13 protein-coding genes are annotated in these 11,940 nt (G+C 57.4%); 9 read left to right on the plus strand and 4 right to left on the minus strand.

The genetic code is table 11. From position 1 onward, the window contains the following. The 4 genes from IB263_RS29445 to IB263_RS29460 all read left to right on the plus strand — a co-directional run. A partial coding sequence (locus IB263_RS29445) for a sensor histidine kinase (RefSeq protein ID WP_192439373.1) occupies positions 1 to 755 on the plus strand: 755 nt, incomplete at its 5' end. Further along, the gene (gene fixJ, locus IB263_RS29450; RefSeq protein ID WP_029742523.1) at positions 751 to 1,362 is read left to right on the plus strand and encodes a response regulator FixJ; all 612 of its coding nucleotides are present in this window, start codon (positions 751 to 753) and stop codon (positions 1,360 to 1,362) included. The genes IB263_RS29445 and fixJ, both read left to right, overlap by 5 nt. Positions 1,363 to 1,450: 88 nt before the next feature. Beyond that, on the plus strand, positions 1,451 to 1,789 hold the full coding sequence (locus IB263_RS29455) for a hypothetical protein (RefSeq protein WP_029742522.1): 339 nt from the start codon (positions 1,451 to 1,453) through the stop codon (positions 1,787 to 1,789). 68 nt (positions 1,790 to 1,857) lie between these two features. Further along, a complete protein-coding gene (locus IB263_RS29460) occupies positions 1,858 to 2,502 on the plus strand; it encodes a helix-turn-helix domain-containing protein (RefSeq protein ID WP_029742521.1) in 645 nt (214 codons plus the stop codon). Between the two features lie 255 nt (positions 2,503 to 2,757). Here the strand turns inward: IB263_RS29460 and IB263_RS29465 are convergent, their stop codons facing one another. After that, positions 2,758 to 3,399 (minus strand): hypothetical protein, encoded by a 642-nt coding sequence (locus IB263_RS29465; protein WP_060520113.1) that lies wholly within the window; start codon positions 3,397 to 3,399, stop codon positions 2,758 to 2,760. Positions 3,400 to 3,826: 427 nt separating this feature from the next. Continuing rightward, entirely contained in the window at positions 3,827 to 4,471 is a 645-nt protein-coding gene (locus IB263_RS29470; protein ID WP_063891193.1) for a TetR/AcrR family transcriptional regulator, read from the minus strand. Positions 4,472 to 4,634: 163 nt separating this feature from the next. Between IB263_RS29470 and IB263_RS29475 the strand changes: the two genes are divergently transcribed. The 5 genes from IB263_RS29475 to IB263_RS29495 all read left to right on the plus strand — a co-directional run bounded on the left by IB263_RS29475 (position 4,635) and on the right by IB263_RS29495 (position 10,257). After that, on the plus strand, positions 4,635 to 5,735 hold the full coding sequence (locus IB263_RS29475) for an HlyD family secretion protein (RefSeq protein ID WP_244496890.1): 1,101 nt from the start codon (positions 4,635 to 4,637) through the stop codon (positions 5,733 to 5,735). A 1-nt stretch (position 5,736) separates the two neighbouring features. Beyond that, on the plus strand, positions 5,737 to 7,341 hold the full coding sequence (locus IB263_RS29480) for a DHA2 family efflux MFS transporter permease subunit (RefSeq protein ID WP_210338345.1): 1,605 nt from the start codon (positions 5,737 to 5,739) through the stop codon (positions 7,339 to 7,341). 47 nt (positions 7,342 to 7,388) lie between these two features. Next, positions 7,389 to 8,552, plus strand: a complete 1,164-nt coding sequence (locus tag IB263_RS34525; RefSeq protein ID WP_060520110.1) for an adenylate/guanylate cyclase domain-containing protein — start codon at positions 7,389 to 7,391, stop codon at positions 8,550 to 8,552. 46 nt (positions 8,553 to 8,598) lie between these two features. Further along, positions 8,599 to 9,546: an NADP-dependent oxidoreductase gene (locus IB263_RS29490; RefSeq protein ID WP_244496889.1), complete on the plus strand. Its 948-nt coding sequence runs from the start codon at positions 8,599 to 8,601 to the stop codon at positions 9,544 to 9,546. A 96-nt stretch (positions 9,547 to 9,642) separates the two neighbouring features. Continuing rightward, the gene (locus IB263_RS29495; RefSeq protein WP_060520109.1) at positions 9,643 to 10,257 is read left to right on the plus strand and encodes a LysE family transporter; all 615 of its coding nucleotides are present in this window, start codon (positions 9,643 to 9,645) and stop codon (positions 10,255 to 10,257) included. A gap of 329 nt (positions 10,258 to 10,586) precedes the next feature. On the opposite strand, the gene IB263_RS29500 is transcribed toward IB263_RS29495, so the two are convergent. Both IB263_RS29500 and IB263_RS29505 read right to left on the minus strand, forming a co-directional pair. Beyond that, a complete protein-coding gene (locus IB263_RS29500) occupies positions 10,587 to 10,868 on the minus strand; it encodes a MurR/RpiR family transcriptional regulator (protein ID WP_089045379.1) in 282 nt (93 codons plus the stop codon). Positions 10,869 to 10,916: 48 nt separating this feature from the next. After that, the gene (locus IB263_RS29505) at positions 10,917 to 11,936 is read right to left on the minus strand and encodes a Gfo/Idh/MocA family oxidoreductase (RefSeq protein ID WP_060520108.1); all 1,020 of its coding nucleotides are present in this window, start codon (positions 11,934 to 11,936) and stop codon (positions 10,917 to 10,919) included. Positions 11,937 to 11,940: the final 4 nt, after the last annotated feature.

Raw genomic sequence — 11,940 nt, forward strand, 5'->3', positions numbered from 1 at the left:
GCGAAGAATCGGCCGCTCGTCTGCAAGAGGTTCAGACGGAGTTGGCTCGCCTCGCCCGTCTCAACGAAATGGGCGAAATGGCCTCGACGCTCGCCCACGAATTGAACCAGCCACTCTCCGCTATAGCTAATTATGTCCACGGTTGCGGGCGGCTGCTTCAGCAAGCCGAAAGTCCGCGCGACATCCAGATACGGGATGCGCTGAAGGAAGCCGGCGAACAGAGCCTGCGTGCGGGACAAATCATCAAACACTTGCGGGAATTCGTCACCAAGGGAGAGACGGATAAGTCTCCCCACAACCTGCGGCAACTGGTCGAAGAAGCCGGCGCGCTTGCTTTGGTCGGGTCGCGTGAGAAAGGCGTGCGAACGGTCTTCGATTTCGAATCAGGCGCAGACCAGGTCCTGGTCGACCGAATCCAGATACAGCAGGTGCTGACAAACCTTATGCGCAACGCCGTAGAGGCGATGAAAAATACGCCCAAGAAGGAACTTTTGGTCACCATTCGGCGCTTGGGCACTGCAGAGGTCATGATTGCGGTCGAAGACTCCGGCGCTGGCATACCTGAGGAAATTGCCGCCAACTTGTTTAAGCCGTTCACAACGACCAAGGCTGGTGGCATGGGCATTGGGTTGTCGATCTCCAAGCGCATCGTCGAGGCGCATGGTGGCGATCTAACCGTCTTCAGCGGGAGTTTGGGCGGCGCCCGCTTCAGCTTTACCTTGCCGCAATACAACGAGGAAGAAAATGCCGATTGACGATTTCACCGTGCATATTGTCGATGACGAAGAGGCGGTCAGGAAATCGCTCGCATTTTTGTTGACGATGAACGGACTGGGTGTTCGAGTGCACGAGTCCGCCACTGCGTTCCTCTCCGTTGCTCCAAATCTGCGGCAAGCCGTGCTCATTACCGACATGCGCATGCCGGACCTTAGCGGATTGGACCTCATTCGCCGACTGGTCGCCCTCAAGACAACCATCCCGTCGATCATGATAACTGGCCATGGGGATGTGCCGATGGCGGTCGAAGCGATGAAAGCGGGAGCCGTAGACTTCATTGAAAAGCCCTTTGACGACCACACCATTGTTGAAGCGATCCGACGCGCCTCTGAGCGTTTGAGCGATGCATCGTCGCCAATCGAGAGTGCTGAAGACATTCGGGCGCGCATCAGCACCCTCAGCGACCGCGAGCGTCAGGTTCTAACCGCGGTCGTTGCTGGACAACCGAACAAGGCGATCGCCTTTACGCTCGACATCAGCCCGCGCACCGTTGAAGTTCACCGGGCGAACGTCATGGCGAAGATGCAGGCCCGCAGTCTCCCGGAACTTGTCAGAATGTCTCTCGCAGCGGAAACCGCAGACTAATCGCGCCATCATCTTGATCTGGGACAAAGCCTGGACTTTCAGTCTGTGCGAAGTTTGAGGAATTATCGCTCGAACCCACGGAACTGCAGTGTCCAGCCCGCCACCTGTCGTCACCATTGCGAAAGACGAAGCCTTGCTCCGCTCATTGGTCTTCGCAATGCAGGCGCATGGATACCAGGTCGAGCAGTTCCAGTCATGGCTTGCAGCAAAAGAGCGAAGCTCTGCGGCCGAGATCCTGGTGCTTGACGGATCTCTTCCGGTGACGGACATCGAAGCATGCTTGGCGCTGGCGGCCGGCAAGAGAGTCCTGTTGCTTGCAGATGAAGACATCGACCGGGCGAGGCCTCAGAACATTCTTGTCCTTCACAAACCTCTTTCCGGCCCCGATGTCATCGCGGCCTTGGCCGCACTACGTAGTAATGCGTAGTGGAACGAACGAATTTCGCACGCGGCCATGCTTCGTCATGATCTGACCATCAACAAAGGGTCGGTCCCATGCACGCTTCTACCGCTTCCATCGCCTCCTCCTTCGGCTTTAATGCCGCTGCCAGCCTTGTTGGTCGGTCGTTTGCTCGGCCGCGCCCGGTCGCATTCTACGACGCAGAAACCGAAATCTATGCCCAAGGCGAACTGGCGGGTGCGCTCTATCGGATCGAGTACGGCGCGGTTCGGATTTTCCGTCTCCTCGCCGACGGACGCCGGCAGGTCGTGGCGTTTCACGTTGCCGGAGAAACCTTCGGCTTCGAAGCGAGGGCCATGCATAGCTTCTTTGCTGAAAGCATCGTGCCCACGGGTTTGACCACCGTCGCCATCGAAGAAACAGGCCATGGTACTCCCGAATTGATGGCGCTGGCGCTGGAGAGCATGGTGCGGGCGCAGGAACATCTTCTGGTCGTCGGAAAACAGAACGCTCTTGAAAAAGTGGCCGTCTTCCTCGTTGACCTTTATGAACGCCAAGGCGCCGAGGGCACGATCGATTTGCCAATGACCCGAACAGATATCGGCGACTATCTTGGCCTGACGATCGAGACGGTCTCACGCAGCTTCTCTAAGCTGCGCTCGATGGGGGTTATTCGACTCAAAAGCGCACGCGCTGTCGAGGTGTTGAGCCTGACAAAGCTACGCATGATAAGTGAATAGTGCTCGCTGAAGGGTGCCGGCGGCACATTCAAGTCTGAGATGATTCCGGAGTGAAGAGTTTTTAAACGTCCGCACCCCGCCTTACTACCCGGCGCTTCCAGACGATACATTATGCGATCTCCTTGGCCCAAAAGGTGAACATCACAGCAACAAGCGTGCAGTGCTCGTGGGAGCACGATTCCGTCCACGCCTAAGGCGACGTGCACGCTTAAGTCTGTGAACGGCAGCATTGCGCCGCTATGCCGGCCATGGCCCTCAGCTTCCCGAGTTAGCGGCGGCTGGGACTTGCAACCAATCTACCCATTTGCCCAAGAACGCACGGAAGTCCGCCATGGTCACGGATTGGATGTGGAGTGCACGAGGATCCCGCTGCCGATCTGTGCTGACAAACGCGAACCGACTGACTCGAATGTTCTCACTCGAGGGTCCTTCTGAATCAAGATAGAAGACGCTTCCGTGACTCAGGGCATTTCGGAGGTTGGAGCAAAATTCGTTGGAACTGAGTTGTCTGGCCGCCGTGAGCGCATCTTCCGCTGCTAAGCCACCAATAATGTCCGGCGGGAAGCCGTCAATTGCCAAGCGCGGAAACGCTTCCCCCTTTGCCTGTTTATAATACCGCCAGCAGCCGGTGTAGAAGGGCGCCTCTCCCACGGGTGTCTTGGCAGTGATCGCGTCTTTGATGCCATCGGCGGCTTCTTCTTCGCCGAGATGCTCCTTCTGCCGCGCCAACCTTTCGATTGGCACCGAGATGATGGGTGTCGCAATGGCGAGGAGGAAAGTGGCCTTCAGCTTCAGTGCGCGGTCTGGGGAGCTTTCCGGGAGATCGTTGTAGAGCTCGTCTAAGAGCCGGTGCGCTCGACGAGGGATCTCCCGGCTGAATTGACTTGGATTCCCCATTTCTCCCCTCCCAATTGATCAAAAACAGAGAGACACATTTGCTGGAAGCCGGCAACAGCCGCCCACTCCGGATGTCTCCTATCCTTCGCCTTGACCGGATTCGAACCGCCGACGATGGAACTCGGAATATCTTGCCTCACCAGACTTCGCGTCGAACGGGCTGCTCACACCGAACACAGAGTGCCAAAGCTGGTATTGACGGCCGTGTAACCGAACCACCCCCAGTTCGAGCCCATGCGTGGCTGCGCTGCGCCCTTCTCGTGGAAGATTCTGCGCAGCACTGGCCCTTCATTCCGCGTCACCAGCCAGCGCCACTCGAAGGGGAAGTGTTTGCCAATTCCCATCCTCCTGACGGTGTCTTGAGGCCGAAATAATCAGTGAGCGTTAGGCAGTCCGATCTCGCGGCGTCGGGTGCGATGCAGTACTTTCAGACATGCCGGACGCTGCGGCAGCCATCCGCAAAAAGCTTCACAATACTGGCAACCATGGATTGAATCTCGTCTTGCTGTAGCGGCGACTGCAAACCCAAAACGACTCTGAGATGGACATCGCCCCGGAGCATCCCGAAAAAGTGCTCCGCGCTACGTTCGTAGTCGAGGCCTTCCAGTGCCCAAGCATCTCGGTGTTTCTCAAGTGTTCGCGCTAGACTTCTGCTCGCGCGGCCAGGCCCGTTTTCGAAAAACACCTGAGGTAGGTGTGGAAACCGAATTCCTTCCGCAACGATGGTACGATAGAGATGCAAGGTGTCCGGTTGCATAATCACCGTCAAATAGCGTGTTCCGATCTCGGAAAGAGTCTCCTCCAGGGTCGACTTGCAGGTGCTTTCGTCAACGAGTCCCGCCATAGCCCGAATGGAAATGTCGCGGATAACGGCAGTGAACAGCTCTTCCTTGTTGCCGAAGTAACTGTATAGGGTACGCTTGGAGCCGCCGACCATCGCAATCACATCGTCAACGTTCGCGCCTGCGAACCCGTCTTTGAAGAACATTTGAGAGGCAGCGCGAAGAAATTCTTGGCGCCTTTCCTCTTGGCGTCCTCCAGGCCTGTGGCCATTTTTTTTGGAAGCGTGCATCGAGATTTCAACTAACCTTTCACCATTTTTTGTACGGTACCTTACCGTTTCTCGCAAAAGACGGCAAGACTGCGAGCGCCTGACGCGTCGCACTGAAACCCGGGCTTGACGAAAGACCGTCAAAGCTGCATTGTGGTACGGTACCGTACCGTTTAGAGATCCCATGATGAGCATGTCGCGCGCCAAGACCACAATAGTCGCCGTCGTTTCGGCGATCACTGTTATAACAGCGAGCTACGTCTATTACTGGTGGACAAACCGGGCCGGCAGCGAGGAAACGGACAACGCGTATGTCAGCGGCGACATTACTTCGATAGGTCCCAAGGTCGCCGGATACGTCACCACGTTGGCAGTGGATGACAACCAGGTCGTGCAGGTTGGAGACATCCTCGCTCGCATAGATGACGCCGATTTCCGCGCTCATGTGGATCGAGCTAAGGCTGCGGTCGCTATGACTTCGGCGGCAGAGAAGAATCTCGTTCAGCGAAAATCTCACCAACTTGCTCTGATCACGACTGCAGACGCCAACGTACGATCAGCTCAGGCTGACTTTGATCTAACCACCCGCGATCTCGACCGCAGCGACCGTCTAGCATCAAACGGATGGGTGTCCAAAAGTAGCAAAGATAGCGCGCAAGCTGCTGCTGCACGCGCCGACGCCGCGTTGGCAAGTGCAAAGGCGAATGCCATGGCGGCACGCCTTCAACTCGCAGTCATCGAATCTGAAATGGCACAAATCATAGCCCGGCGGCACGAAGCGCAAGCGAACCTTAGGTTGGCGGAGATTTCCCTCTCGGAGACCATCATTCGAGCGCCAGTCTCCGGCATAGTCGGGAATAGACACGTTCGGTTGGGCGAATACGTGCGGCCAGGCGCGGTTCTGATGTCAGTCGTCCCCGTAAGAGACGTCTGGGTGATTGCGAATTTCAAAGAAACGCAACTGGAAAACATCACCGTCGGCCAGAAGGTCGAAGTCAAGCTCGATGGGTATCCCCACTTTACGGTGGAGGGCAGTGTCGACAGCCTGTCACCGGGCAGCGGAGCATCGTTCAGCCTATTGCCTCCGGACAACGCGACCGGAAATTTCGTCAAGATCGTGCAGCGTGTGCCTGTGAAAATTACCTTGTCGCCGGGGCATCCCCTGGTCGGGCGTCTCGTGCCTGGGCTCTCCGCCGAAGTGAAGGTCCTCATACGTCGGCCCGCAAAATCTTCTTTCTCAACGTCAGCATCGCAAATCTCCCCCATCTTCAAGCGGGGGGGCTGATTTGTCGCAACTCACTCAAGAAACCTCCTTTGCGATCGCGGCTTCGCGTTTTCGCCAATGGCTATTCGTCATACTGATTACGGTGGCGGCCCTCACAGATGCCGTCAACAGCACCATTCTTGTAGTCGCCCGAGAGCATCTAATGGGCTCAACTCACTCTACGCCTGACGAAATCGCTTGGGTGAACATGTCCTACCTCGCCGCGAAGCTTACTGCTTTCCCCGTCGCTGCCTGGCTGACTACGCGTTTGCGAGCCGCAACGCTCCTCCCAATTGCGGTTTCCGGATTGCTGGCGGGGTCGCTTGCCTGCGCCGGGACGAACGATCTTGGACAACTGATATTGTGGCGCGTTGTCCAAGGGTTTTCGGGTGCATTGTTGCTCGTAGTCGGCCAAACCGTCCTGTTCGAGGTCTTCCCACCTTCTGAACAGGGAACTGTTCAGGCCATTTTTGCCTTCAGCACCGTCATGGCGCCGACAACCCTCTCTCCGATCTTGCAGGGATGGGCCGTCGACAACTACTCGTGGAGCTGGGTCTTTCTGTCGAACATCCCATTGTGCCTCGTCGGGTACATCGCAGTGCTCGCGTTGCCCCCTCTTCCCGCCACCCGCAACCCCTCCAAGAGATTTGATTGGGTCGGCGTGATTTTTTTGGCAGTCGCAATGACGGCAATCGTATTCGTCCTGCAGGAAGGCAGCCGTCACAATTGGTTCGACGACCTTGAAATCTTGGAGCTTACGGTAGTGGGTCTGCTCTCTTTCCTAGCCTTCGCCGCATGGCAACTTTTTAGGCAGAATAACGGTGCACTAGTGGATCTGGCGACATTCAAGGATCAGCATTTCGGCTTCGGCTTCTTGGTCAGCCTCGTCGCAGGATTCGCACTTTTTGGAAGCGCCTTTATCATTCCCGCCTTTTCGATGAGCGTCCTTCACTTGTCCCCCACATACGCCGGGATGCTGCTGATGCCGAGTGGGGCGACCGTCGGTATTGGTCTCCTTGTCGCAGGAGTCTTGATCCAACTAAAAGGCCTTGCGCCGGTTAAGCCCATCCCATTTGGAATCCTATGTTTCATGACGGCGATGTGGTTGCTATCGGGATCGACCTCGGCAAGTGGGTTGCCTGACATGATGCCGGCTCTGCTGCTGAGGGGCTTTGGCCTTGGTCTGCTGTTTGTTTCACTGACGCTTGTCACGCTTGGCGACCTGCGCGGGTCGACGGTCCCTCATGGCGTTGCGCTTTTCAATTTCGGTCGGCAACTAGGGGGGCAGATCGGCATCGCCTTCCTCACCACCTACCTCGATCATCAGGTGGCACTCAATCGCACGATCCTTTCCGGAAACATCGCTGCAGGTAACCAACTGCTAGTCGAGCGCCAGCAGGCAATCGCGTCCCTTCTTACCGATCGCGGCTACGAGACGGAGCAAGCAACAGTCGCAGCAACCGCAGTGATCCAGGAAGCCCTTCAGGGCCAAGTGGCCACACTATCCTTTAACGAGTGTTTCCTCTCCGTCTCCTTGCTGTTTGTGTTCGCAGCACCTTTCCTGATCCTTGTGAAGGTCGGACTGGGGAAACTCATGCCTCACGCCGATAAGACATCCGTGGGTTGAAAATGGCACTATTTCGCAACCCACCATGTCCGAATGACACCTCCGCCGTGGGCGAGATCATCCTCTGGATACTGAACGATGGCCGCCACTGCAAAGACATCGCTACTTTTGTGACGGCATTCGCCGAGTGTTTGCTCGACCATCATGTTTCCGTCTCGCGCATCTATCTTGGCGTAAGGAGGCTGCATACAGCCATTCGGGGGCGCGCCTTTGCGTGGCGGGAAGATCGAGGTTCGACCACGGTAAAACTGAGGCCGCACGGCATCGAGGCCACGTCCTACTACCTCGACAATCCGATTGCGGATATTTTTGCGGTCGGCGCAAAGATACGGCGTCGCCTCAACGAGGAACTGCGCGACACCGACTATCCTGTGTTGCACAAGCTCAGGCGCGAGGGGGGCACCGACTACATCGCACTGCCATTGGACTTCCAGGCGAACAGCTACCAGGCTATCGCCTATACGTCGAGCGCCCTAAACGGATTCAGCCAAAACGAGGCTGCAGTTCTCGAAGGCATTGTTCCTGCTCTTGCAGCCGTGATCGAGCTTTTCAACGAGCGAGACGACGCTCAACGCCTCCTTGCGACTTATGTTGGCGAACGGGCTGGCAGGAAAATCCTCGCCGGCTCGATACAGCGCGGAGAATGCGACACGGTCAATTCCGTCTTGTGGCTCTGCGATCTTGAGAACTTTACCCACATGGCAGAGACTCTTTCCTCTGAAGACCTCATTGAACTGCTCGACGACTACTTTGACGCCGTCGTTTCCCCCATCGAATCGGCCGGTGGCGAGGTACTCAAGTTTATGGGCGACGCGGTCCTTGCGATTTTTGATCTTACTTTGACGTCGGATCATGCTGCGGTATGTCGTGACGCCACGAACGCCGCCCATGATGCCGCAGCGGCCGTCAACGAGCTCAATACGAAATGGCAAAGCAAGTTGGGTCATACCGTCGGGTTCGGTCTCGCTCTTCACATCGGCAAAGTTGCCTACGGTAATGTCGGGTCCGCAGGCCGGCTCGATTTCACGGCGATCGGACCGGCGGTGAACCTTGTGAGCCGGATAGAACCTCTCACCAGAACGCTTCGACAAACGATCGTAATGTCCGAGGATTTTGTCGGCCAACTTGAACTTCCGGTGCTCGAGTTGGGCACTTTCAGGTTGAAGGGTCTCTCTGAACCCCAGGTGATTTATGGCCTATGCGGGCCATAGCGGTTCCCCAAACGATGCACATGAATGATCCCGAATGACAATGGAAATGAGTGTGATGATGTTGGCCATACAGCAGACGCAATGGGGTGGTTTGGACAAGCTGCACATGGTGGAAGTGCCACGTCCGACACCCCTCCCGACCGAGATCCTCGTCAGGGTCAAAGCCGCTGGCGTAAATCCCGTGGATCTCTATACCCGAGAAGGCAAGGCGTACATGGACGCACTCCAACTTCCCTACATTCCCGGATGGGATGTCTCGGGCGTGGTGGAAGCGGTCGGCTACGGCGTAACGCGTTTCAAAGTCGGTGACGAAGTGTTCGGCATGCCCTGGTTTCCGAGGCAGGCCGGAGCGTATGCTGAGTACGTGTCAGCGCCAGCGAGGCATTTTGCACGAAAACCCTCATCCGTTTCCCACGTCTCGGCTGCGGCGCTGCCGCTTGCGGGGCTAACGGCATGGCAGATGTTAAACGATGTAGCGAAGGTGAAGCCTGGCGATCGCGTGCTCATCAACGCGGGCGCGGGGGGTGTGGGGCATCTTGCAATACAGATTGCTCGACTGAAAGGTGCTCATGTCATCGCAACTGCGCAGCGCGCAAAGCATGACTTCCTGCGTGCACTGGGTGCCGAAGACGTGATTGACTATACAAAGGTCGACCCCGCCAACCACGTTCACGGCGCGGATATCGCAATCGAACTCGTGGGTGGCGACGTTTGTGTTCGTCTACTCAAATGTTTGCGAAAAGGCGGGATCCTCATCAGCGCGCAAGCTGCTTGGGCTCCATCGCTGCGCGAGGAAGCCGCCCAGCTCGGAGTTGAGGCCACTTGGTTCCTGGTTGAACCGGACGGGGCGGGACTTGAACAGCTCGCTTGCCTGGTGAAACAAAGGCGTGTCTCCGTCCATGTAGACCGAATCTTCCCCATGGTTGATTTCCGTATCGCGCACGAGTTCGTCTCTCAACGAAGAACTGCTGGAAAGGTCGTTCTGACTTGGTGAGACACACAAGCCGCGCCTCGTCGGTGACCATTGAGCGAGGGGTTGGCGTAGCACTCCGCCTTCAGTTTTGACAAATCTCATTGTTGCGAGGCACAAATGTTCATTCTAACTGTTGTAGGAATTTGGATCGTTGCCGTCGTCACGCCGGGTCCGAATTTCTTCCTACTCTTAAAAATCGGGCTGTCCGGACCGAGAGACACTGCGGCATTCGCAGCGGCGGGAACGATCGCTGGCACCTTATGCTGGGGCTTGGCCGGTTGGCTCGGCATCGGAGCACTGTTTGCGGCCGCACCGGTCGCATACATGACGCTCAAAGTTGCCGGGGGCCTCTATCTCGTATGGTTAGGTCTGAAACTATTCAGGCAGATGCGAGCACCTGAACAAACAATCGACATTGCGCCAGCGTCGGAATTGTCCCCATTCGCAGCTTGGCGACGTGGCTTTCTCACTAATCTCGCCAACCCAAAGTCCGCCCTTTTCGTAGCCAGCCTATTTGCGTCTGCCATGACGCCCGGCACCCCTTGGCTGCATGGAGCCGCCGCAGTCGCGGCGATGACGGCGATATCGACGATCTGGTATGGCGGCCTCGTAATGGCGTTAGGCCATCCGGCAGTTGGCCGCGCATATCGGCGCACGAGCCGCAGGATCGACAGTGTTGCGGGGACAATCTTCGTCGGCTTTGGGCTGACGCTCGCGTTGTCGGATCGTTGACTGAACGATAGCCAGCCTGCGCGATCGCACCCCTGCTTCCCCTGTACGAACAGTTCCGGCGGAACGGACGATTGCACCGGCGCTTACACAGTAGATGGTCAATTGCTTCGGTCACGGTGGACTGGTTAGGGATCGAGACCGTCGACCACTATGTTCCCAACGATACATTATGCGACTTTGGACGCACAAATCGAGAACATATACTGAATTCGGAAGGCGGTTTTGGAACTACTTCGGCCGCAGGGCAACATCGGGGAACCTTGCGCGAGGGCCCTTTCAACGACAATGGCCGTGGAGATCCACGGCCATTGGCTAGAATAATGCGCGATCTATGAGTGAGACATCTTCCTCAGATGTTGCTGGAAAAACGTCTTGAAATCCCGGAAACTTTCAAAGCCAAGGACTGTCGCAAGCCGTGTGACCGTGGTTGGTGAAACAGAGCACGCGCTCGCGACCGAGCGGGCACTTCCGAATGCGATAAGATCCGGTCTTGCCAGTGCCTTTCGAGCGACTTGTTCCAGTTGTTTCGTCAGCCTTAGGGTTCTGGATGCAAACATGCCCCTAAGCTCCGCCACATCACCAGGACGCCGGGTTGCCTCGCTGACCTTCATCACCGCTTCTCCCTTGCTCGCCGATGCTTCACCAACCCAGTCGGGCCGCTATCGCAACGACACGGGTGCCTTCTTCGAAACGGACTCAATGCAGGCAAGGGCGATCGCAAGCGCGTTGCGCGCATCAGCACCGCCCGGCCCTTCAGTCATTTCGCCGCGGCGAACAGCTCTCACGAAGGAAGCAAGCTGAGCGGTGTAGCCGTGAACGAAGTGCTCGGTGTCACGACGCCAGGTATCATTGGTGGTGCCGTCCTTGTCGAACAGCGTCATGCTGGAACGCCGGACATCCCCCATCGTCACCATGCCACCGGAGCCGAAGACCTCTCCGCGGATGTCGTAGCCATACATTGCGCAGAAATTCGCTTCTGCGACCGCGATCGAGCCATTGTCGAAGCGGATCGTGACGACCGCTGTGTCGTGGAAGCCCTTGTCGCGGAAATCCGGCCGCACGAGCGCGTCGGCAACGGCCATGACCTCGACCGGCTTTGCATTCGGGTTCAGCCAAAGCAGCGTGTCGAAATCGTGGATCAGCGTTTCGTAAAAGATCGTCCATTGCGGAATCTTGGCGGGATCGGCGTCAAAGGGGCCGGGATCGCGAGTCAGCGAGCGCAGAAGCTGCGGCGCACCGACCTTGCCGGCATCGATCGCCGCGCGTCCTTCCGAGAAAGCCTGGTCCCAACGCCGATTGAAGCCTACCTGGAGGGGAACGCTGACTGCGCGCGCCGCAGCGATCGCCCGATCGGCATCCTCAAGCGTTAGCGCCATGGGCTTCTCGCAAAAGATCGCCTTGCCGGCTTCGGCAGCCTGCACGAGGACGTTCGTGTGGAACCGCGCCGGTGTGGCAATGATCACGGCATCGAGATCCGGGTGGGCAAGAAGGTCCGCGACTTCGGTGTACGAGCTCTCAACGTCGAGCTTGCCGGCGAGCGCGGCGGCAGCCCCTGGCGCGGGGTCAGCGATGCCGACGAGTTCGGCATCGACGAGGCGGCGTGCGACGGTCTCACCGTGGAAGGAACCGATGCGTCCGGCGCCGATGAGGCCGACATTGACGGGTTTGTTCTTGGGCATGGGA

The sequence above is a fragment of the Ensifer sp. ENS03 genome, assembly GCF_014852035.1.
In the GTDB taxonomy this organism is placed as follows: Bacteria; Pseudomonadota; Alphaproteobacteria; order Rhizobiales; family Rhizobiaceae; genus Ensifer; species Ensifer adhaerens.